The sequence below is a fragment of the Coprococcus sp. AF51-11b1 genome (genome assembly GCF_027682785.1).
In the GTDB taxonomy this organism is placed as follows: domain Bacteria; phylum Bacillota; class Clostridia; order Lachnospirales; family Lachnospiraceae; genus Allocoprococcus; species Allocoprococcus comes.
This window is the reverse complement of record NZ_JAQCZB010000001.1, coordinates 288,141-310,398: the sequence shown is the minus strand read 5'-3', so window position 1 is coordinate 310,398 and position 22,258 is coordinate 288,141. Positions and strand designations below refer to the sequence as shown.

Below are 22,258 nucleotides of genomic sequence, written 5' to 3'. Positions count from 1 at the left end.
TTGTCGAAAATTTAACAAAATAAGAGAAAACTTATCAAAAACAGTTGCGTATTGCATAGAAAGCAAGTATAATATACACGGCAGAAAATTTGATTTAATTATTAAATTTATAAAAATGGAGGGCTAGATTTATGAGCAACACAACATCATCAAACCCGGCGAGCTTAAGAATTGCCAATTTGCTCGATGAGGGAAGCTTTGTTGAAATCGGTGGACAGGTAACTGCAAGAGCAACAGATTTCAACATGCAGGAGAAAAAAGCTCCGACAGATGGCGTCATCACAGGTTACGGTGTAATCGATGGAAACCTGGTATATGTATACAGCCAGGACGCATCTGTACTGAACGGAACCATCGGTGAGATGCACGCAAAGAAGATTGCGAACATTTATGATATGGCAATGAAGATGGGCGCACCGGTGATCGGTCTGATTGACTGCGCAGGACTTCGTCTTCAGGAAGCAACTGACGCACTGAACGCATTCGGAAGCTTCTATTACAAACAGGCTATGGCTTCTGGCGTAATTCCACAGATCACAGCAGTATTCGGTAATTGCGGTGGTGGACTGGCAGCGGCAGCAGCGCTTTCTGATTTTACATTCATGGCAGAGAACGGAAAATTATTCGTAAACTCTCCGAACACCATTCCGGGCAACACCGCGGACAAATGCGATACAGCAAGCGCAAAATTCCAGAGTGAAGAATCCGGAATCGTTGACGGCGTAGGAAGCGAAGAAGAAATTCTTGGCGAGATCCGCTCACTCGCAGCAATTCTTCCGGCTAACAACGAAGACAACGATGCATATGATGAATGCACAGATGATCTGAACAGAGTATGTGCAGATCTTGAGAATGCAGCAGAAGATGCAGCACTTGCTCTTTCTATGATCTCTGACAATGGTGTATTCATTGAGACAAAGAAAGCTTATGCAAAAGATATGGTAACAGGATTCATCCGCCTGAACGGAATGACAGTAGGTGCTGTTGCCAACCGCTCAAAAGTATACGATGAAGAAGGCAACACAGCAGAAGAATTCGACGGCACACTCTCAGCAATGGGATGCAAGAAAGCAGCAGCTTTCGTTAAATTCTGTGATGCATTCGGAATTCCGGTACTCACACTTACAAACGTAAAGGGACTTAAGGCAACTGCATGCTCAGAAAAGAACCTTGCAAGAGAGATGGCAGCTCTCACTTATGCATTTGCAGATGCAACTGTACCAAAAGTCAATGTGATCACAGGTAAAGCATTCGGAAGCGCATATGTGACAATGAACAGCAAAGCAATCGGAGCAGACATGGTATACGCATGGCCGGAAGCTGAGATCGGAATGATGGCAGCAGACATGGCAGCGAAGATCATGTACACAGATGCAGATGCAGATACATTAAAAGCAAAGACAGAAGAATACAAAGCACTTCAGTCAAGCCCGCTTTCCGCAGCTGGAAGAGGATATGTAGATACCATCATCGAACCGGCAGATACCAGAAAATATGTGATCGGTGCATTTGAGATGTTATTTACAAAAAGGGAAGAAAGACCATCCAAAAAACACGGAACAATTTAGCGAGGTGAAGCAAAGTGAAGAAAAAGATTAGTTTAGTAGTCGCAGTTCTGGTACTTGTGCTCGGCCTTGCAGGCTGCGGGAATGCCAAGACCGTCAGCTATGACAAAGATACACTGATCCAGTCTTGTGATGCTGTTTTTGATATCATTGAGAGCGGATCCATCACAAGCGACCAGATCACAGAGATGTCAGACTGGAATCAGGGATATCTGATGGCACAGTTTGAAAACCAGACCGGTGTGCAGATGGAAGCAGACACTTTTGCAACTGCACTGGAAGGATGGAAAGCATCCCTGGAAGAATGCGGCGATTATGAAAGCCATAAAGACTATGAATTCGAGGCATCTTCTACAGGTGTTACGGTAACTGCACCGGCAACATTTTCTGACAGAAGTGCAGACCTGGAATTCGTATTCGATGAGAATATGACTCTGGAATCATTTACAGTCAATGCTCATTACGGCATGAGCGAAATCCTTGAAAAAGCGGGACTTAACACATTACTTGGTATGGGAACTGTATTCGTAATGCTTATTTTCATGAGCTTTATCATTTCCCTGATCAAATACGTTCCTGCATTACTTAACGGTACATCCAAGAAGAAAAAAGAAGAAGCTCCGAAGGCAGCACCGGCTCCGGCAGTGGCAGCAGCTGTAGAAGAAGCAGAAGAAATGGATGATACCGAACTTGTTGCAGTTATCGCAGCAGCGATCGCAGCAGCAGAAGGAACTACTACAGACGGATTTGTAGTACGTTCTATCAAGAGAAGAAAATCAAACAAATGGAATGCATAGTGCGAATAGAATCAGGAGGATTTAAAGATGAAAAACTATACAATCACAGTTAACGGCAACGTATATGATGTTACAGTAGAAGAAAACGGAAACGGAGCAGCTGCAGCACCAGTAGCAGCACCAAAGGCAGCTCCGAAAGCAGCACCGAAGGCAGCTCCAAAAGCAGCAGCCGGAGCTGGAAGCATCAAGGTAGAAGCAGGTGCAGCCGGAAAAGTATTTAAGATCGAAGCAAGCGTAGGACAGAAAGTATCCCGCGGTGATGCAGTTCTTATCGTAGAAGCAATGAAGATGGAAATTCCTGTTGTAGCTCCGGAAGACGGAACAGTTGCAAGTATCGATGTAGCAGTAGGTGATGCAGTAGAAGCAGGACAGACACTGGCTACATTGAACTAAGGAGCAACATCCTTTTGAAAAACAGGAGGTTATAACATGGAATATATCACTAACACACTGGGAAACCTCGTGCAGCAGACTGCGTTCCTCAACCTGACTTGGGGTAACTACATTATGATCGCAGTTGCATGTTTTTTCCTTTATCTTGCAATCAAGCATGGGTTTGAACCGCTTCTGCTTGTACCGATTGCATTTGGTATGCTCCTGGTAAATATTTACCCGGATATCATGCTTCATGCAGAAGATTCGGCTAACGGAACGGGCGGACTTTTGTATTACTTCTTCCAGCTGGATGAGTGGTCTATTCTCCCGTCACTTATTTTCATGGGTGTCGGTGCGATGACTGACTTCGGACCGCTCATTGCCAACCCGGCGAGCTTCCTCCTCGGTGCGGCAGCACAGTTTGGTATTTTCGCAGCTTATCTTGGTGCGATGGCTCTTGGTTTCTCTGATAAGGCAGCAGCTGCTATCTCCATCATCGGTGGAGCAGACGGACCGACATCCATCTTCCTTGCAGGTAAGCTCCAGCAGACGGCTCTGATGGGACCGATCGCCGTGGCGGCGTACTCGTACATGTCACTGGTTCCGATCATCCAGCCGCCGATCATGAAACTTCTCACAACAGAGAAGGAAAGAAAGATTAAAATGGGACAGCTTCGTCCGGTTACACAGCTTGAGAAAATTCTGTTCCCGATCATCGTAACCATCGTTGTATGTATGATTCTTCCGACAACAGCTCCTCTGGTAGGTATGCTGATGCTTGGTAATCTGTTCAAAGAATCCGGTGTTGTAAGACAGCTGACAGAGACCGCATCCAACGCAATGATGTACATCGTAGTTATCCTGCTTGGTACATCTGTAGGTGCTACTACAAGTGCAGAGGCATTCTTAAATGTCAGCACATTGAAGATCGTACTACTTGGTCTGATCGCATTCGCATTCGGTACCGCAGCAGGTGTCCTGTTTGGAAAACTGATGTGCGTAGCCACACATGGCAAGGTAAATCCGCTGATTGGTTCAGCCGGAGTATCTGCCGTACCTATGGCAGCCCGTGTATCTCAGAAAGTAGGAGCGGAAGCAGATCCGACCAACTTCCTTCTGATGCATGCAATGGGACCGAACGTAGCCGGAGTTATCGGAACAGCCGTAGCAGCCGGAACATTTATGGCTATTTTCGGAGTAATGTAGCAACAGGAAGCGATTTGCTTGCTTGCAAGGGCAAATCGCGGTTGCTATCGAAATGTCAGACTGTGCCATCAGGCACAGAAGGAAACCGTCAGGTTTCCTTAGCGCTGCGAGCAGCGCGTATCTGACAGTGAGATAACAATCCTGGAGCTTAATAAACCTTATAATAATTGGAGGAAGATATAATGGCAGCAATTGAAAAGAAACCGATTAAGATTACGGAAACAGTTCTGCGTGATGCGCATCAGTCCTTGATCGCAACAAGACTTACCACAGAACAGATGCTTCCGATCGTAGATAAAATGGACAAAGTCGGATACCATTCCGTAGAGTGCTGGGGCGGAGCTACATTTGATGCATCCCTTCGTTTCCTGCATGAAGATCCATGGTCAAGACTTCGTAAATTCCGTGACGGATTCAAGAACACCAAACTTCAGATGCTCTTCCGTGGACAGAACATCCTTGGATACCGTCCATACGCAGATGATGTAGTAGAATACTTCGTTAAAAAATCTGTTGCAAACGGAATCGATATCATTCGTATTTTTGACTGTCTGAATGACCTTAGAAACCTTCAGACAGCAGTAAAAGCAGCTAACGCTGAGAAAGCAGAAGCACAGATCGCGCTTTCTTACACACTTGGAGATGCTTACACATTGGATTACTGGGTAGACATCGCAAAGAGAATCGAAGATATGGGTGCAAACTCTATCTGTATCAAAGATATGGCAGGACTTCTTCTTCCGTACAAGGCAACAGAACTTGTCGGAGCATTAAAAGAAGCTGTTGATATCCCGATCCAGCTGCATACACATTACACATCAGGTGTTGCTTCAATGACATACTTAAAAGCAGTTGAAGCCGGTGTAGACGTGATCGATACCGCTATTTCACCGTTCGCACTTGGAACTTCTCAGCCGGCAACAGAAGTTATGGTTGAGACATTCAAGGGAACACCTTATGATACAGGATTTGACCAGAATCTTCTGGCTGAGATCGCTGATTACTTCCGTCCGATCCGTGACGAAGCACTTGACAGCGGACTTCTAAATCCGAAGAACCTTGGTGTTAACATCAAGACTCTTCTGTACCAGGTACCGGGTGGAATGCTTTCCAACCTTACTTCCCAGCTCAAAGAGCAGGGAGCAGAAGACAAGTTCTACGACGTACTCGAAGAAGTACCGAGAGTTCGTAAAGACCTTGGTGAACCACCGCTGGTTACTCCGTCATCACAGATCGTTGGTACACAGGCAGTATTCAATGTCCTGATGGGCGAACGCTACAAGATGGCAACAAAAGAGACGAAAGACATCCTGAGCGGAAAATACGGTGCAACTGTTAAACCGTTCAACCCGGATGTTGTTAAGAAAGTACTCGGAGACAATCCGGAAGTTATCACATGCCGTCCGGCAGACCTGATCCCGGATGAACTTGCTACTCTTGAAAAAGAGATGGAACAGTACAAAGAGCAGGATGAAGACGTACTCAGCTACGCACTCTTCCCGCAGGTAGCTACAGACTTCTTCAAATACCGCGAGGCACAGGAGAAGAAAGTAGATGCTACAATTGCAAAAGACGGAAGTTATCCGGTATAATAACGACGAACTGACGAAAGCTGTTACAGACAGTATTTTGTGAGCAAAACGTAACCTCAGGAGCCATAAAATTCGAGTTGAATTTTATGGCTCTTTTGCTTATAATAAAAAGGGTTGTGACCTTATTTATAATAGAAGTAAATGATTTTATAAAAAGGCACGTTTCTTATTTGGAGGCAAATTGTGAGCACAAAAAATGAGTTACTGATTAGAATTGATGAGAGATATCCGAAGTTCAGCAAAGGACAGAAGCGGCTTGCGGATTACATCAAAGAAAATTATGATAAAGCAGCCTTCCTGACGGCTGCAAAGATGGGAGAGGCAGTCGGTGTCAGCGAATCAACGGTTGTCCGTTTCGCAACACAGCTTGGATATAAAGGCTATCCCGAATTCCAGAAAGCACTGGGAGAACTGGTGCGTACCAAGCTGAATTCTATCCAGCGTATGGAAGTGACCTACGGACGGATCGACCGGAGCGAGATCCTGGCGACGGTCCTGCAGTCTGATATCGAGAAGATCAAGCAGACATTGGAATCTGTGGACAATCATGCATTTGAGCTGGCGGTGGATACGATCCTTGCGGCAAAAAAGGTTTATGTGATCGGAATCCGAAGCTGTGCACCGCTGGCAAAATTCCTGACTTTCTATCTGAATCTGATCTGTGAGGATGTGATAGAGGTCGATACCAACAGTTCCAGCGAGATTTTTGAGCAGCTGATCCGGATCGGGGAAGAAGATGTGATCATCGGGATCAGTTTTCCGCGATATTCCATGCGTACTTTAAAAGCACTGGAATTTGCCAGCAACCGGAAAGCAAAGGTAATAACCTTGACCGACAGTGTGAATTCACCGATGAATCTCTATTCCTCCTGCAATCTGATCGCCAAGAGTGATATGGCATCTATCGTAGATTCCCTGGTTGCACCGCTCAGTGTGATCAATGCACTGGTGGTTGCACTCTGTATGAAGAAGCAGGATGATGTTATTGAGACACTGGAGACACTGGAGGACATCTGGGACGAATATCAGGTTTATTCCAGAGATGAGCTGGAGCCTGTAGAAGATGAGGTAAGGATCAAATGAGTAAAGTACTGATCGTAGGGGGCGGAGCTGCCGGTATGTTCGCATCGATCTTTGCGGCGAAAAATGGCAATGAAGTCCACGTATTTGAGAAAAATGAAAAACTTGGAAAGAAGCTTTTCATCACGGGAAAAGGCAGATGCAATGTCACCAATGCCTGTGACGTGGATGAACTTTTCCAGAATATGGTATCCAATGAGAAGTTTATGTACAGCAGTTTTTACGGATTTACCAACCAGGATGTGATGGATTTCTTTGAAAATGCAGGATTGCGTCTGAAGACAGAGCGTGGCAACCGTGTATTTCCGCAGTCGGATCATTCTTCGGATGTTATCCGCACACTGGAGGTGGAAATGAAGCGAAATGGAGTACACATCCATCTTTATTCCAATGTAGAAAAGGTTGTGGCAGAGGATGGAAGATTTTCCTATCTTGTCATGGCAGATGGAAGCAAAGAAGAAGGGGATGCCTGCATTATCGCAACCGGTGGTGTCAGCTATCAGACAACAGGTTCCACCGGAGATGGCTATCGCTTTGCAGAAGCGATGGGACACAAGATCACCGAACCTGCACCTTCCCTGGTTCCGATGAATGTCAGAGAAGAGTACATTCCGGCACTGATGGGGCTTTCCCTCCGGAATGTCCAGGCAACGGTCTATGACGGAAAGAAAGAGCTGTACAGTGATTTCGGAGAAATGTTATTCACCCACTTTGGAGTAAGCGGACCACTGATCATCAGTGCGAGTGCCTATGTAGGTAAAATCCTGCAGAAAAAGCATGAGTTAAAGCTGGTCATCGACCTGAAGCCGGCACTTTCCGAAGAGCAGCTGGATGCGAGAGTGCTGCGGGAATTTGATGCAAACCATAATAAACAGTTTAAAAATGCAGTTACCGGACTGTTTCCGGCAAAATTACTTCCGGTCATGATCCACTTAAGTGGCATTGATCCGGAGAAGAAGGTCAATGTGATCACAAAAGAAGAGCGGATGAATTTCGTCCATCTGATCAAGCATTTTACTGTGACATTGACCGGGCTTCGAGATTTCAAAGAGGCAATTATTACACGGGGCGGCGTAAAAGTCAAAGAAGTCAATCCGTCTACGATGGAGTCAAAGCTGGTACAGGGACTGTATTTTGCAGGGGAAGTGCTGGATCTGGATGCACTGACCGGTGGATTCAATCTGCAGATCGCATGGTCGACTGCATATGCGGCAGGAAGTAATATCTGGTAGTTTTTGGATTATAGATATCGCACAGCAATCCAGAGATGGCGTAAACAGGAAAATGTGAGTGAAACAGGGAGGATATAAAATGGGATATAATATCGCAATTGACGGACCGGCAGGTGCCGGAAAGAGCACGATCGCAAAACTGGTTGCAAAGGAACTGGGATTTATCTATGTAGATACCGGGGCAATGTACCGCGGACTTGCCGTACATTTTCTGAAAAAGGGGATCGTACCGGGAGAAGTAGAGAAGATCGAGGCAGCATGCGAGGATGCAAAGGTAGAGCTTGGTTATGAAAATGGTGTGCAGCAGGTCTATTTGAATGGAGAAAACATCACTTCACAGCTTCGTGAGGAAGCGGTTGGAAATATGGCATCCGTAAGCTCTGCAGTACCGGCAGTCCGTGCAAAGCTTCTGGATCTGCAGAGGAATCTTGCAAAAGAAAAAGATGTCGTTATGGATGGAAGAGATATCGGAACCAATGTACTTCCGAATGCGGACGTTAAAGTGTATCTGACTGCAAGTGTAGAATGCCGCGCAATGCGCCGGTTCAAAGAACTGGAAGGAAAAGGAGAAGCCTGTGATTTTGAACAGATCAGGCAGGATATCCAGGAAAGAGACGAGCGCGATATGACAAGAGAGATCGCACCGCTTAAGCAGGCTGAAGATGCAACGCTGATCGACAGCTCTGAGATGGGAATTGACGATGTGGTGAAGGCAATTATTGCACTGACAAAGTAGAAAATCTGTCAGAAATCAGATTGCAGCAGCAAAAAAAGGTGATTGTTGTATGGAAAGGGTAAAAATCTATAATTGAAAATACAATAATCGATAAATAATTAAAAAGTCATTAGTTTTCAGGAAAAAGTAGATAAAACTAATGGCTTTTTTGTGCGGAAAGTCGATAAAATGTCGAAAAAGAGAATTGTACATGGAGATTGCTTTACCTTTTATACGAAATATGTTATAAATGTTAGAGAAGAAAAATTACGATAGTAATGTTTAAGAGGGTTGGGTTCACTTATGTACAGAAAGAAAACTTCCAGTTGGTTAAAACACTGGGATTTTATTTTGTTAGATTTAATATTGTTGGAATTATCTTATTTACTTGCTCACTGGTTATATCATGGGACTGCATATTACAGAGAAGCACCGCTTTATCGGAATGTGTTTTTTGCGATAGCGGCGATCGATCTGGTTGTGGGACTGATGATGGGAAGTTACAAGGGCATCTTAAGAAGAGGGTACTGGTTGGAGACTAAGGCAGTCGCAAAGCACGCAATCATCGTGACCGTGTGTGTGATTGCTTATTTGTTTGCAATGAAAGAGTCGAGCAATTACTCACGAGTTGTTATATTTGCATTCCCAATCATATCGATCTGCGTATTATATATAGGAAGGATTTTGTTGAAAAAATGGCTTTCCAAGCACAGAGGCCCTGCATCAGGGAAAAGAGCGATCCTTCTGATCGGTGGGAAAAAGAATTATAGAGAAATTGTGGAGGCATTTACCAGCAATCCCTACAGTGAGTTTCATGTAATGGGGATTGGAATTATTGATGCAAAAAAAAATGAAATTCCAAATTATCATGGATTCCCGGTATTTTGTGGAGAGAGTGCGATTGAAGATTTTGCACAGTTGAACTGGGTGGATGAAGCACTTTTCAGCATTCCGACAGAGCTTGCGCTTCCGGATAAAATGATCAAAAATTTCGGTATCATGGGAATTACCATACATATCAAGCTGGCAAGAGTTGCGGATGATTCTTCCAACCAGATTGTGGAAAAGCTGGAAGGATATACGGTGCTTTCGACCAGCATCAATATGGTAAGCGCCGGTCAGCTGATCTTCAAAAGGACGATGGATATCTGCGGAGGACTGGTTGGAATGCTACTGACAGGTATCATTTTTATCTTTGTAGCACCAATCATTTATATTAAGTCACCGGGACCGATCTTCTTTAAGCAGGTGCGAATCGGAAAAAATGGCAAAAAATTCAACATTTACAAATTCCGAAGCATGTATATGGATGCAGAAGAGCGGAAGAAAGAGCTGATGGCGCAGAACGATATCAAAGATGGTATGATGTTCAAGATGGATAACGATCCGCGTATCATCAAGGGGATCGGAAACTTTATCCGTGATTACTCTCTGGATGAATTCCCGCAGTTCTGGAATGTACTCATAGGTGATATGAGCCTTGTGGGAACCAGACCGCCAACAGTGGACGAGTGGGAAAAATACGAGATGCATCACCGCTCCAGACTGGCATTCAAGCCGGGACTTACCGGTATGTGGCAGGTCAGCGGAAGAAGTAATATCACAGACTTTGAAGAAGTTGTAAGACTGGATACCGAGTATATTAAAAAGTGGAGTCCGGGGTTGGATATTATGATTCTGTTTAAGACCGTGGCTGTTGTGCTGGGGAAGGTTGGATCGAAGTAGAATTGTTGTAAAAGGTCAATAAAAAGCATACGAAATGCTGAAAAGGCTACTTCTTTTAAGTATGTAGAGTGCAGGAATGTCTACTCAACAAAAGTACATAGATATAAAGGAGTAGAGGGGACAATATTGGTTGGAGAACATTATGAAAGATAAATTTGCAGTGTCCATGTTCGGACAAAAAAGACTGTCCCGTGAGGGCGGGATAGAGATTGTTGTAAAAGAACTGTGCACCAGAATGGCACGAGATGGATGTCGGGTTACCTGTTACAACAGATCTGGTCATCACGTGAGTGGTGCAGAGTATGACAATAAAATTGAATATGATGGAATCCGACAGAAATTTGTTCCAACTATTGAAGGAAAAGGTCTTGCAGCGGTGAGTTCCTCTTTCTTTGCGGCTCTGTACAGTGCTTTTGGAAAATATGATGTGGTACATATCCATGCAGAAGGTCCGGCTTTTTTTTCATGGCTTCCAAAGATGTTTGGAAAGAGGGTTGTGGTTACCATTCATGGTATAGACTGGCAACGGGAAAAATGGAAGTCAGGATTTGGCTCTAAATTCATCCGTCAGGGTGAAAAGAATGCTGTAAAATATGCAGATGAAATCATCGTTCTGAGTAAAGGTGTTCAGGATTATTTCAGAGATACCTATGGAAGGGAGACACATTTCGTTCCGAATGGAGTGAACAGACCAGAAACCCGAGAAGCTGGTTTAATAACAGAAAAATTTGGACTGACGAAAGATTCCTACATATTATTTCTTGGTCGACTGGTACCGGAAAAAGGTATCCGGTATTTGGTTGAAGCGTTCAAGGATGTCAAAACAGATAAAAAGCTGGTCATCGCAGGCGGTTCCAGTGATACAGATTCCTTTATGAAGGAATTGAAAGAACTGGCGAAGGGTGACGATCGGATTCTCTTTACCGGATTTGTGCAGGGAGCGATGCTGGATGAATTATACAGCAACGCTTACATCTATACGCTGCCGTCTGATCTGGAAGGAATGCCATTAAGTCTTCTGGAAGCCATGAGTTATGGAAATGCTTGTCTGGTATCTGATATACCGGAATGTACCGAGGTGGTAGAAGATAAAGCAATCATATTCCGAAAATCCAATATCAAGGACCTGACAGAAAAACTGCAGGACGCATGCGATGATATTCGGAAGGTAGGAAAGTTAAAAGAACAGGCAGCCGACTTTATCTGTGCAAAATACAACTGGGATGAAGTAGTGGACAAAACACTTGCATTGTATGGGGAGAAGAGCCGATGAGAGTATTAATAATAAATAATCTCCTCTAACCGAACGCAGGTAGTGAGATGTACATGGTGAAAACGCCGTAAAAATAGCGTATTTGCGGCACATTTTGAGAGATGGGTAGAGCTGCGAGAGCGGTTTTTATCTCGCTACCTAGGTTCAGTAACAGCAGATGATTTTATCATAAGAACTTTCAGTATCACTACCTGCGTTTGTATGGAGCACTCTGGTTTATGAACAACACATTGGAAGTGCTTCATCTGAACAGAGGTAGTGAAATAAAGTAGAGCACATAAGGAAAAATAACATGAGTAAACAAATTGCAGCAAGAACAAGAGAAAAATGGGTGGATGATGTAAAAGTAATCGCCTGTATATTGGTTGCGGTGGGGCATTTCTTTATGAGTATGGTGCAATCTGGCATTCTGCCAGATAGTAATCTACATGAATGGTTTATTACTACAATTTACTACTTCCATGTGCCGCTGTTCTTTATTTGTAGTGGATACCTTTATCAGAAGTATAGCAAGGTAGACAATGTGGAAAGTTGGCACAGAAATGTAGCTAAAAAAGCGCTGGCGCTCGGCGTACCGTATGCCACTTTTACAACTGCTACTTGGATATTGAAAAAGGTGTTTTCGAGTAGCATTAACAATCAAATTGGTGGTCTGGGAGATACATTGTTCCTTCACCCAACAGCACCGTACTGGTATCTGTACGCATTGTTCTTCATCTTTCTTGTTACGCCGACTTTTAACAGTGTGAAAGCAGTCGCAGTTGGATTGGTAGTTGCATTAGCTGCAAAAGGCCTAATTTTGACTGGGGGGGGGTACGGCGTTTACGCAGTATCAACAGTTCTCATAAACGAAATCTGGTTTGTGCTCGGTATGAGTATTTGTGCATTTAACGTGCAGCTGAAGGGCAGAAAAGTGCAAGGAACGATATGCGGATTGTTGTTTATGATTTTGAGTGTGGTGGTGTATAAGGCGGAAATTAGTGGTGGCGTGATTCCTTTCACAATGGGATTGCTGGCTTGTGTAGCTGTCATCTTGATGATAGCGGGAGTTGAAAGAAGATTTGGCAGAGGTATGGATTTTCTTGCAAAATACACAATGCCGATTTTTCTGATGCACACGATGTTTGCAGCATCGATGAGAGCGGTTTTATTGAAGTTGGGTATCGGAAGTTCTGTGATTCATGTGGTGCTGGGACTAGGAATTAGCTTTGTAGGTCCGATCGTTGTGGCTTGGATTATGAAGAAAACGAAGTGGTTGGAGTTCTTCCTGTATCCGAATAAATTTGTGAAGATAAGAAATTATCAAAAAGTGTGATAGAGGCAGACATGGAATTAAAGAAAATCTACAACAAGGAAAAGAGAGTAATATGCGTATTATCGAGATAAATAAATTTTTATTCAGAAACGGTGGATCAGAAACGTATATATTCAAATTGGGTGAGGCACTGGAGCAGCATGGACATGAGGTTCAGTACTTCGGAATGGAGCATGAAGGTCGCTGCGTGGGCAACCGTGTCAATGCTTATACATCTGATATGGACTTCCACGGCGGCAGTAAACTGAGCAAGCTGACTTACCCGATCAAGACCATCTACAGCAAGGAAGCAAGAGAAAAATTAAGACTGGTACTAGATGACTTTAAGCCGGATGTCTGTCACCTGAACAATTTTAATTACCAGCTGACACCTTCCATCATCCTAGAAATCGTGAAGTGGCGCAAGGAGACCGGAAGAGAGTGTAAGATCATCTTCACAGCACATGACTACCAGCTGGTCTGCCCGAATCACATGCTGAACAATCCGAACACCCACCAGAACTGTGAGAAGTGTCTCGGCGGTCATTTCGTGAACTGCATGAAAGGAAAGTGCATCCACGGTTCCACGGCAAAGTCTGCCATCGGCATGATGGAGGCTGAGTTCTGGAAGTGGAAAGGCACCTACAAGTATATTGACACCATGATCTGCTGCTCGGAGTTCATGAAGACCAAGATGGACAGCAACCCGCTGTTTGCAACGAAGACTGTGGCAATGCACAACTTCATCGATAAGGTGGAGTGGAAGGAAACGGAAAAGAAGGACTACGTCCTTTACTTCGGCCGCTTCTCGGAGGAGAAGGGTATCGGCACGCTCATCAAGGTCTGTAAGGAGCTGCCGGATGTGCAGTTCATCTTTGCCGGTACTGGTCCGCTGGAAGAGAGCATCAAGGGTGTAAGTAACATCAAGAATGTTGGTTTCCAGAAAGGCGAGGCACTGGAAAAGCTCATCCGTGAGGCACGGTTCTCCATCTACCCATCTGAGTGGTATGAGAACTGCCCGTTCTCTGTGATGGAATCCCAGATGTACGGCACGCCGGTGCTGGGAGCGAACATTGGTGGTATCCCGGAGCTGATTCGGGTTGGCAAGACCGGCGAGCTGTTTGAAAGCGGTAACGGGAAAGATTTGAAGAGAAAGATAGAGAAGCTCTGGGGTGATAAGAAGCTGTGTGCGGAGTACAGTGCGAACTGCAAGGACATCAGCTTCGATACCATTGATGAGTATTACGAGAAAATTATGAAAGTTTATAGATAAAAAGAGAGATAGAGGTATTAGAAAAATGGCTAACAATAACGAAAAGAAACTGAATGGTACGGTTATCGTCACTTACCGCTGCAATGCTCGTTGCTCCATGTGCAACCGTTATAAGGCACCTTCCAAGCCGGAAGAGGAAATCAGCATCGAAACCATCAAGAAGTTGCCGAAGATGTACTTTACGAACATCACCGGCGGCGAGCCGTTCATCCGCACCGACTTGAAAGATATCGTGCGTGAACTGTACAAGAAGTCTGATCGTATCGTTATTTCCACGAACGGTTTCTTCACAGATCGTATCGTTGATCTGTGTAAGGAGTTCCCTCAGATCGGTATTCGTATCTCTATCGAGGGTCTGGAGCAGACCAACAATGAGATTCGTGGCCTGCAGAACGGCTACCAGCGTGGTTACGGCACACTGAAGAAGCTGCGTGAAATGGGCATGAAGGATGTCGGCTTCGGTATGACTGTTCAGGACAAGAACGCTCCTGATCTGGTTCCGCTGTACAAGATTTCCAACGAGATGGGCATGGAGTTCGCAACAGCATCTTTACACAACAGCTTTTACTTCGTTGAGGCAAAGAACATCATCCATGACCGCCCTATGGTCGCAAAGAACTTTGAGAATCTGGTCAATGAACTGCTCCGCAGCAACAGCCCAAAGAAGTGGTTCCGCGCTTACTTTAACCATGGTCTGATCAACTACATCTATGGCCAGAAGCGTCTGCTGCCTTGCGACATGAGTTTTGACACCTTCTTCATCGATCCGTATGGCGATGTTATGCCTTGCAATGGCACCAAGGACAAAGAGGTTATGGGCAACCTGAACAACCAGACTTGGGACGAGCTGTGGAACAGCCCGGAAGCAGAGAAAGTTCGTGCAAAGGTTCGTTGCTGCGACCGTGACTGTTGGATGATAGGTAGTGTTTCTCCGGCGATGCATAAGTACATCTGGAAGCCTGCTACTTGGGTTCTGGTACACAAGTTCAAGGCGCTGTTTACCAAGCATCCGTACAGCATGTATGAGCTGAAGATTTGCCGTGATTACCGCGACGGCAAAGTTACTAAAGAGGATTTGGATAAGTGCAGCACCTGTGATATGAACTGCGTGATCAACAACGGTCTGAGTGAAGCTTCTAAGGAGCAGCTGAAGCATAAGACCGGTGAGGAAATCGTGGATGCTGATATCGCAGCACAGCAGATGGAGAATAAATAAGGAAAACAATAACTATGATGATAACAGTTTTAACCCCTACCTTTAATCGGGGGGGGCGATTACAAAGCCTCTGGGATTCACTGCAAAAGCAAACTGTAAAAGATTTTGAGTGGCTTGTAGTTGATGACGGAAGTACTGATGGTACAAAAAATCTAATTACTCAGTTACAAGAAAATAGTGATTTTCCAATACGATATATCTATAAGAGTAATGGAGGAAAACACACGGCTTTAAATGTAGGAATACAGACCATTTGCAGCGAACTTACCTTTATAGTTGATTCAGATGACTATGTGACAGATGATGCAGTTGAGTCGATACTGAAGATTCACAAGAAATACAGGTCACAAAACAATATCTGTGGATATGCATTTCTCAGAGCGTTCCCTGATGGTAAAGTCAATGGCAAGAAGTTTGATATCAATGAAAAAATAGGTTCCTATATCGATGTGCGCGTAAACGGTGATGACACTGGCGCAGATAAGGCAGAGGTGTTCAAAACACATTGCTTGAAAGAATTCCCTTTTCCCGAATATCCGAATGAGAAATTCCTTGGGGAAGATCTTGTTTGGGTTAGAATGGCTAGAAAATATGAGATGGTACATATTAATAAAGCCATTTACGTCGGAAATTATCTTGAAGATGGATTAACCAATAATCGGCGTAAGCATAATATTGCTTCGCCAGTTGGGTGTATGCATCGAGCAGAGGAATTCATGGAGTCCGACTTAAAGACAAGATATAGAATCAAGGGTGGACTACAGTATATTGTATATGGGAGATTTGCGGGAGTCAAGATTTGCGACTTGATTCGCAAATCAAGACATAAAGTTCTTGCAACAGCGTGCATCCCAGGTGGACTGTTCTTGCATTCACGATGGTGTAAAGCACAGTAATTCGATTGATTAAGTAACTAAATGTCTTCTGTCAGTAGATGATAGGAGATATTTAATGGAAGTACTTGTTATTAATCCGATTATGTATACATCGGAAACAAAAAATATAAAAAGAGCTGCATCAATAAAAGACACAATGATGTATGATTTTTGCTTGGCGTTCCATGAAATGGGTCATTCTGTAACGCTGGTTGGAGGAGAGCCGTTCAAGCCGATAAAAAGTGAAACATATCCATTTGAGGTACTGTGGTGGGAGTGCAAGTGTCAAAAAGTCTGCATGCCACACTGCTTGCCGTTTATGCCAGAGACGTATCAGTATGTAAAACAACATCGTACAGAATACGATTTGATTATTACAAGCGAAGTATTCTCACTGAATTCGTTGATGGCATATCGAGCAGCACCAGACAAGACAATTATCTGGCATGAACTTGCAAAGCATAATGCTATTATGAAGAAAATTCCCTCAAAGATCTGGTATGGGGTTATAGCAAGACTCTTCATGCGAAACGCAAAGGTTGTTGCGCGCTCAGTTGAGGCAAGGAACTTTGTGAAGAAATACTGCATGAACACGGATGTAAATGTAATCGATCATGGTGTCAACCTCGATAAGTTTAAAGCATCTACAGAGAAAGATAACAGTTTTGTGGTTTGTTCGCAACTGATTGAGCGAAAGAAAATCGGTGGAATCCTTGAAAAGTTTGCCAAGTATCTGGATCAGTACAATTCCACATGCCAGTTATTCATTATAGGCGAAGGGGAGTTGAAAGAAAAACTTCAGAGGATGGCACAGACTTTGGGAATTGCTCCGAATGTAATTTTCACAGGAAAGATGACACACGATGAACTACTCCCGATTTTGTCTAAGTCAAAGGCGTTGCTTGTTAATACGGTGAAAGACAACAATATGATTTCCATCGTAGAAGCGATTGCAGTTGGAACGCCTATTGTCACAACAGATGTTCCGCTAAATTCCACCTATATCAAAGATTATCAACTTGGCATTGCGAAGAAACAGTGGGATGAATCCGATTTGAATGATGTGGTTTCTAACAGTGAAATGTATATTGAAAACTGCATGAAATACAGATACAAACTTTCTACAAAACAAAGGGTAGAACAATTTTTAGAGATAGAAAGAGAAAGGCTTGACGATGGAAAAAAGTAAAAAACAATATTTTAATGAAATAAATATAATGCGTGGAATGGCTGTGCTTTGTGTCGTCATTGGACATTCTTTTAATCCGACAGAAATGCCGACTATTTTGGGCTTTATAAAAAGTTTTGTTTATTGTTTTCATATGCCAGCTTTTTTCTTTATTAGTGGATTTCTTGAAGGCGAGAAAAGACGTAGCATTAGCGAAAAGAAACAAGCAATCGTAAAAAAAGCTAAGCGGCTGATGGTGCCGTATTTCTTTTTAACAGTGGTCACAGCCGTTCTTAAGCTATTATTTGGTGCATTTGCAAGGAATCCGCTTAATTATTCTACTCTTGCGGTAGATGTTTTAATTGGAAGAAATAATCCGAACGGCGGTCTTTGGTTTCTGTACGCCCTGTTTGTTATTTCTATTTTTGGAATCCTATTTGATACTATAAATCGCACAACTTTAACGGGTACTATGTTTGTACTATATATGCTAAACACTGTTGTATTCAAACAGTCTGGATATGTTGTTGGTTTTTTCCTTAGTTACGCATGGATTTATTTTATGGGTGGTGCTGTGAGAAAGCATCTTTATGAAAAAATAAAGAATTCCGAACTACTGATGTCAGTAAAAGGAATAGTGATAATAGCGGTTGTTTCTGTAGGATATATGATGCTTGCGTTTGTTAGGATCTATAAGTCTCAGTCTTGGATTTTGGCAACCGCAGTAACCGTTATTGGTGTCTTTCTGCTTTTTGTTATTGCCGTGCAGATTGAACATTACCATTGTGGAGAAAAGGTATGGATGGTGCTAGGTGATTATGGAATGGATATATATATGATTGGGTATTATGTGCAGCAAGCGATATTTGTTGTATGTGGCAAAATCTTAGGATTTGATTATTTAGTATATGCTTGGATGATGCTGATTTTTGGATTGATTGCTCCAATTTTTCTGTCTAAATACGTCGTTAGAAAAAATCATATGCTTTCAACACTGATTCTTGGGAGGTGAAATGATGAATTATCTTATTTCTGCATATAGCGTGAATCCTTATAAGGGATCTGAGGATAGTATTGGCTGGAATTGGGTTTTACAGTATGAGAAAAACTATAAAAAAGGCGATAGAATAATCCTTCTTACCAAGAAATTCAACGAGAAGGACACGAGAAGAGGTCTCAAAGAATTTAATATACAACATGTTGAATTGGTTATTGTTGACGTCCCTAATGCACTTAACTGGTTCAGAGAAAAGCATTCCGCTTTTCATCATATGTATTATATTTTATGGCAGCATTGGGCATGGCTTTGGGTTAAACATTCAGAAATCCGTTTTGATGTAATTCATCATGTTACTATGAATGATTACAGGATTCCAAGTGAGATGTATAAAGCTAAAGGTGCAGAGGTGATTTGGGGACCAATGGGTGGTGCACAGGTCACACCTAAGCCATTGAAGGTCTATGAAAAAAATCAACTTGCTGCTGCATTTAGAGAATTTGTTAATAAAAGCTGTTCATGGAATCCATTTTATAGAAATGCCATCAAACAGTATAAGGCTATTTACTGTATTAATAAGGAAACACAAATTCAAATAGAAAAAATAGTTGGAAAAAGTGTTGAATTGCTGCCTGAATTGGCTCTGAGAGAAGAGTATAGAAATATTGATTATTTTAAACGAAATAATCAAACCTGCAAAATAGTTTTTGTTGGAAGGCTAATCGGAAAAAAAGGAATTGCATTTTTAGTCGATGCTTTAAGTTATATGCCAAATGATCTGTCTTGGGAATTGGATATATATGGAGATGGAGCAGATCGAGAAAGTATTGAAAAGAAAATAGAAAATAGTGTTGTTGCAAATCATATAAAACTATTGGGAAATAGACCTTTGAATCAAATTTCGGAAGCTTATAAGACAGCGGATATTTTTGTTCTTCCTAGTTTGAGAGAAACAAGTGGTAATGTATTACTGGAAGCAATGGCATATGCAGTTCCCATTGTAGCATTTGATACTAGCTTTAGCTCTATGTTAAAGGAACATGATTGTGGTATTTTTATAGATACAAACCAAAATATAGAAGAAATAAAGCGAGACTTTTGTTGTGCATTAACTAGACTGATTAAAGATGCTGGGTTGAGAGAACGCCTCGGGTTGAATGGAAAGGACTTTGCAAATGCAAACTTGACTTGGGAACAAAAATTCAAACATATATATATGCGAGATGAGACCAAGTAATAAAGGAGGGTGCGCATGAAAATATATAAAAGCACGGTTTTTCCATTAATAGTAATATTATCTTTAATATCTGCTGTATTTTTAGTAGACTATGTTCCAATTCTGCAATACGCAGATGAGCTTGTGACGATTCTACTGTTGCCATATATGGTCTTAGGAACAATTAAAAGATGCACATACATAGATAAGTGTATTCGAAATATATTTTTTCTTTTTGTATTAATAGGGCTGATCGGAATTGCTAGTACAGTCCTAAATAAAGTGCAGCCAGACAAGTTTGCAGTCTGTTTAGACATGCTTACCTTGTCGAAGATTATTATTTGTCCCGTAGGAATGTATTTTTTATTGAATGAACACAATAGTGAAGAGATAATTAGAATATTAACACCTATGGCAAAGTTCTTCCTTTGGAGTGGACTGGCTTGTGCAGTTATTTCGCAATTTATAAATATTGGAATGACAGAGTATGAGAGAAATGGCATCAAATCGTTTTACTTTATAGTTGGTTTTCAGCACTTGTTTTCAATTTTAGTTCTTTGCGCTTTGTTGATTATTTTGTCGAAAAAATACGATTTGAGGTATATTTTAATTGCAATAGTTCAAATGATACTCACCTTAAAAGGACCGTCAATTATATGGTCAGTATCTATTCTGTTTATATTATACTATTTTAAAAGGGACCGAGAAAAGATTGATAAATGGGTGTATGTTGTGCTACTGCTGTTTTGCATTATTTTCGGACAATTTCAGATACAAAACTATTTTTTAAATGACACAGCACCTAGACTTGTTCTTTTTAATTATGGTTTAAAAACAGCGTTAGCGTATTTTCCATTGGGTAGTGGTTTTGCGACGTATGGAAGTCCTGTTGCAGCAAGTTACTACTCGCCGTTATATCAGCTCTATGGGTTTAATAATAAGTATGGAATGAGTAAAACCGATACCTCTTTTTTAAATGATAATTATTGGCCTACTATAATTGGACAGTTCGGTTTTTTGGGCTTGATTATAGCACTTATAATATTTGTGAACTTTTTTTATTTTGTAATGAAATCGAATTTAAGGAAAGAATTAAAAGCAGTAACAATTTCTTGTTTGTTATTTATTGCAATTCATTCTTTGGGGTCATCTATTTTTACAACAAATGCGACGCTTATATTATTTATAATTATGGTTGTAATAATCAAAATGTATGATACAGAGGTAGAGGAAGGAAGATAATGTCGAAATATTTATATTTAATAAAAAATATAGGTGTATTAACCTTAAGTAACTTGGGGAGTAAGATCCTGGCTTTCCTATTAATTCCTCTGTATACGAGTGTTTTGTCTACAGAGCAATACGGTGTATTCGATTTAGCTCAAACAACTGTATCGCTTTGTATACCTATTTTGTCTATCAATATCAGCAGTGCAGCTTTGAGGTTTGCGTTGGATAAAGATAAAGATAAAAAGGATGTATTTAGCGTTGGTATTCTGTACATATTATTTGCTATTATCATATTTTCGAGCGCCTTTATCTGCAATAAATATGTGGGCGCTCTAAATATATTTGTCGACTATACTGGAATTATTATTTTAATGTTTTTAAGTAACATCATTTATGATTACTTGTCTCAGTATTGCAGAGGTATAGAAAAAATAACTGATATTGCGATTGCCGGCATTATAAGTTCTGTAACGTTATTGGGATCAAATATTATATTTCTTCTTCTCATCAAAGCAGGTTTAGAAGGATATATGTTTGCATATTGCTTGTCTAATATAATTCCATCCTTCTATTTGATTTTAAAACTGAAATTATGGAGTTATTGGAGAAATCCAAATAATAAAAGAAATCTTCAGAAGGAAATGACAGATTACAGTAAACCTCTAGTTGTTGATACGATTTCTTGGTGGATTAATAATGCTTCAGATAGATATATTGTAATGGCATTTTGTGGAGCATCGATAACTGGTATTTATTCTGTTTCATATAAAATACCTTCCTTACTAAATCTTTTTCAAAATATATTTAATCAAGCGTGGTTATTGTCAGCAGTAAAAGAGAATGATGAAACTAAGACTACAGATTTTTATGAAAATGTATATAAAATTTACAATACAGGTATGACTGTTGTTTGTTCGGGGTTACTTGTTTTTAATAAATTGATTGCGAAGATATTGTTTGCCAATGATTTTTATAATGCTTGGAAGTTTGCACCATTTCTAATGATTTCTGTGGTGTTCGGTGGAATGTGTGGTCTACTGGGGGGAATGTTTGCAGCAGTGAAGCAATCTAGAATTAATGCGATGTCTTCATTTTCAGGGGCATGTATCAATATTATGCTGAATATTCCACTAACATTTTCCTTTAATGCATTGGGCGCTTCATTTGCTACGCTAATGTCTTATTTTACAGTTTGGTTTATTAGACTTTATAAATCCTATAAACTGTTTGAATTTACTGTTGAAATAAAAAAAGACGCTCTCAACTATTTTGTACTATTACTGCAGGCGGTAGTGCAAATTGCTGGGCTAAGCTTGTTGAGAGAGACTTTCATTGAAATTATATTATTTGTATTAGTGTTATATTTTTCTAGGAATAATTTTATGTTACTGTTAAATAAACTGCTTAAAAAGTAAAAATGAGGTGTAGG

General features: G+C 41.6%; 19 protein-coding genes. All 19 read left to right on the top strand.

Annotation, left to right across the window (positions count from 1 at the left end; translation table 11 throughout):
* The first annotated feature begins 131 nt into the window (after window positions 1–131).
* The 19 genes from PGY05_RS01485 (at window position 132) to PGY05_RS01395 (ending at window position 22,244) form a co-directional block, all read left to right on the top strand.
* Window positions 132–1,568, top strand: a complete 1,437-nt coding sequence (locus PGY05_RS01485) for an acyl-CoA carboxylase subunit beta (RefSeq protein ID WP_173685144.1) — start codon at window positions 132–134, stop codon at window positions 1,566–1,568.
* Between the two features lie 14 nt (window positions 1,569–1,582).
* Window positions 1,583–2,362: an OadG family transporter subunit gene (locus PGY05_RS01480; RefSeq protein ID WP_195255094.1), complete on the top strand. Its 780-nt coding sequence runs from the start codon at window positions 1,583–1,585 to the stop codon at window positions 2,360–2,362.
* A 27-nt stretch (window positions 2,363–2,389) separates the two neighbouring features.
* On the top strand, window positions 2,390–2,755 hold the full coding sequence (locus tag PGY05_RS01475) for a biotin/lipoyl-containing protein (RefSeq protein WP_008369209.1): 366 nt from the start codon (window positions 2,390–2,392) through the stop codon (window positions 2,753–2,755).
* Window positions 2,756–2,791: 36 nt separating this feature from the next.
* Entirely contained in the window at window positions 2,792–3,943 is a 1,152-nt protein-coding gene (locus tag PGY05_RS01470) for a sodium ion-translocating decarboxylase subunit beta (protein ID WP_008369207.1), read from the top strand.
* Between the two features lie 182 nt (window positions 3,944–4,125).
* Window positions 4,126–5,535 (top strand): oxaloacetate decarboxylase subunit alpha, encoded by a 1,410-nt coding sequence (locus tag PGY05_RS01465; RefSeq protein WP_175305809.1) that lies wholly within the window; start codon window positions 4,126–4,128, stop codon window positions 5,533–5,535.
* A gap of 183 nt (window positions 5,536–5,718) precedes the next feature.
* On the top strand, window positions 5,719–6,618 hold the full coding sequence (locus PGY05_RS01460; protein WP_270475202.1) for a MurR/RpiR family transcriptional regulator: 900 nt from the start codon (window positions 5,719–5,721) through the stop codon (window positions 6,616–6,618).
* Window positions 6,615–7,847: an NAD(P)/FAD-dependent oxidoreductase gene (locus tag PGY05_RS01455; RefSeq protein ID WP_118199717.1), complete on the top strand. Its 1,233-nt coding sequence runs from the start codon at window positions 6,615–6,617 to the stop codon at window positions 7,845–7,847. The genes PGY05_RS01460 and PGY05_RS01455 overlap by 4 nt, the downstream gene beginning before the upstream one ends.
* A gap of 79 nt (window positions 7,848–7,926) precedes the next feature.
* Window positions 7,927–8,583, top strand: coding sequence for a (d)CMP kinase (gene cmk, locus PGY05_RS01450; protein WP_055247106.1), 657 nt, complete (start codon window positions 7,927–7,929; stop codon window positions 8,581–8,583).
* 282 nt (window positions 8,584–8,865) lie between these two features.
* Window positions 8,866–10,287: a sugar transferase gene (locus PGY05_RS01445; RefSeq protein ID WP_270475201.1), complete on the top strand. Its 1,422-nt coding sequence runs from the start codon at window positions 8,866–8,868 to the stop codon at window positions 10,285–10,287.
* Between the two features lie 142 nt (window positions 10,288–10,429).
* Entirely contained in the window at window positions 10,430–11,560 is a 1,131-nt protein-coding gene (locus tag PGY05_RS01440) for a glycosyltransferase family 4 protein (protein ID WP_118199407.1), read from the top strand.
* 292 nt (window positions 11,561–11,852) lie between these two features.
* Complete coding sequence (locus PGY05_RS01435) at window positions 11,853–12,875, top strand: acyltransferase family protein (protein WP_270475200.1); 1,023 nt, start codon at window positions 11,853–11,855, stop codon at window positions 12,873–12,875.
* A gap of 52 nt (window positions 12,876–12,927) precedes the next feature.
* Window positions 12,928–14,127 (top strand): glycosyltransferase, encoded by a 1,200-nt coding sequence (locus PGY05_RS01430; RefSeq protein ID WP_270475199.1) that lies wholly within the window; start codon window positions 12,928–12,930, stop codon window positions 14,125–14,127.
* A gap of 25 nt (window positions 14,128–14,152) precedes the next feature.
* Window positions 14,153–15,343 (top strand): radical SAM protein, encoded by a 1,191-nt coding sequence (locus tag PGY05_RS01425; RefSeq protein ID WP_270475198.1) that lies wholly within the window; start codon window positions 14,153–14,155, stop codon window positions 15,341–15,343.
* Between the two features lie 14 nt (window positions 15,344–15,357).
* Window positions 15,358–16,239 carry a glycosyltransferase family 2 protein gene (locus PGY05_RS01420; protein WP_270475197.1) on the top strand — a complete coding sequence of 294 codons (882 nt, stop codon included), beginning with the start codon at window positions 15,358–15,360 and terminating at the stop codon, window positions 16,237–16,239.
* A 55-nt stretch (window positions 16,240–16,294) separates the two neighbouring features.
* The gene (locus PGY05_RS01415; protein ID WP_270475196.1) at window positions 16,295–17,407 is read left to right on the top strand and encodes a glycosyltransferase; all 1,113 of its coding nucleotides are present in this window, start codon (window positions 16,295–16,297) and stop codon (window positions 17,405–17,407) included.
* Complete coding sequence (locus PGY05_RS01410) at window positions 17,394–18,398, top strand: acyltransferase family protein (protein ID WP_270475195.1); 1,005 nt, start codon at window positions 17,394–17,396, stop codon at window positions 18,396–18,398. The genes PGY05_RS01415 and PGY05_RS01410 overlap by 14 nt, the downstream gene beginning before the upstream one ends.
* A 4-nt stretch (window positions 18,399–18,402) precedes the next feature.
* Entirely contained in the window at window positions 18,403–19,620 is a 1,218-nt protein-coding gene (locus PGY05_RS01405) for a glycosyltransferase family 4 protein (protein ID WP_270475194.1), read from the top strand.
* 15 nt (window positions 19,621–19,635) lie between these two features.
* Complete coding sequence (locus tag PGY05_RS01400; RefSeq protein ID WP_270475192.1) at window positions 19,636–20,841, top strand: hypothetical protein; 1,206 nt, start codon at window positions 19,636–19,638, stop codon at window positions 20,839–20,841.
* Entirely contained in the window at window positions 20,841–22,244 is a 1,404-nt protein-coding gene (locus PGY05_RS01395; protein WP_270475191.1) for an oligosaccharide flippase family protein, read from the top strand. Before PGY05_RS01400 ends, PGY05_RS01395 begins: the two co-directional genes overlap by 1 nt.
* The last annotated feature ends 14 nt before the right edge of the window (window positions 22,245–22,258 follow it).

What these genes read in the sequence shown, in the direction of transcription:
- PGY05_RS01485 (WP_173685144.1), top strand. Translation starts at nt 132, where the DNA reads ATGAGCAACACAACATCATCAAACCCGGCGAGCTTAAGAATTGCCAAT.
- PGY05_RS01475 (WP_008369209.1), top strand. Translation starts at nt 2,390, where the DNA reads ATGAAAAACTATACAATCACAGTTAACGGCAACGTATATGATGTTACA.
- PGY05_RS01470 (WP_008369207.1), top strand. Translation starts at nt 2,792, where the DNA reads ATGGAATATATCACTAACACACTGGGAAACCTCGTGCAGCAGACTGCG.
- PGY05_RS01465 (WP_175305809.1), top strand. Translation starts at nt 4,126, where the DNA reads ATGGCAGCAATTGAAAAGAAACCGATTAAGATTACGGAAACAGTTCTG.
- PGY05_RS01455 (WP_118199717.1), top strand. Translation starts at nt 6,615, where the DNA reads ATGAGTAAAGTACTGATCGTAGGGGGCGGAGCTGCCGGTATGTTCGCA.
- cmk (WP_055247106.1), top strand. Translation starts at nt 7,927, where the DNA reads ATGGGATATAATATCGCAATTGACGGACCGGCAGGTGCCGGAAAGAGC.
- PGY05_RS01445 (WP_270475201.1), top strand. Translation starts at nt 8,866, where the DNA reads ATGTACAGAAAGAAAACTTCCAGTTGGTTAAAACACTGGGATTTTATT.
- PGY05_RS01440 (WP_118199407.1), top strand. Translation starts at nt 10,430, where the DNA reads ATGAAAGATAAATTTGCAGTGTCCATGTTCGGACAAAAAAGACTGTCC.
- PGY05_RS01435 (WP_270475200.1), top strand. Translation starts at nt 11,853, where the DNA reads ATGAGTAAACAAATTGCAGCAAGAACAAGAGAAAAATGGGTGGATGAT.
- PGY05_RS01430 (WP_270475199.1), top strand. Translation starts at nt 12,928, where the DNA reads ATGCGTATTATCGAGATAAATAAATTTTTATTCAGAAACGGTGGATCA.
- PGY05_RS01425 (WP_270475198.1), top strand. Translation starts at nt 14,153, where the DNA reads ATGGCTAACAATAACGAAAAGAAACTGAATGGTACGGTTATCGTCACT.
- PGY05_RS01420 (WP_270475197.1), top strand. Translation starts at nt 15,358, where the DNA reads ATGATGATAACAGTTTTAACCCCTACCTTTAATCGGGGGGGGCGATTA.
- PGY05_RS01415 (WP_270475196.1), top strand. Translation starts at nt 16,295, where the DNA reads ATGGAAGTACTTGTTATTAATCCGATTATGTATACATCGGAAACAAAA.
- PGY05_RS01410 (WP_270475195.1), top strand. Translation starts at nt 17,394, where the DNA reads ATGGAAAAAAGTAAAAAACAATATTTTAATGAAATAAATATAATGCGT.
- PGY05_RS01405 (WP_270475194.1), top strand. Translation starts at nt 18,403, where the DNA reads ATGAATTATCTTATTTCTGCATATAGCGTGAATCCTTATAAGGGATCT.
- PGY05_RS01400 (WP_270475192.1), top strand. Translation starts at nt 19,636, where the DNA reads ATGAAAATATATAAAAGCACGGTTTTTCCATTAATAGTAATATTATCT.
- PGY05_RS01395 (WP_270475191.1), top strand. Translation starts at nt 20,841, where the DNA reads ATGTCGAAATATTTATATTTAATAAAAAATATAGGTGTATTAACCTTA.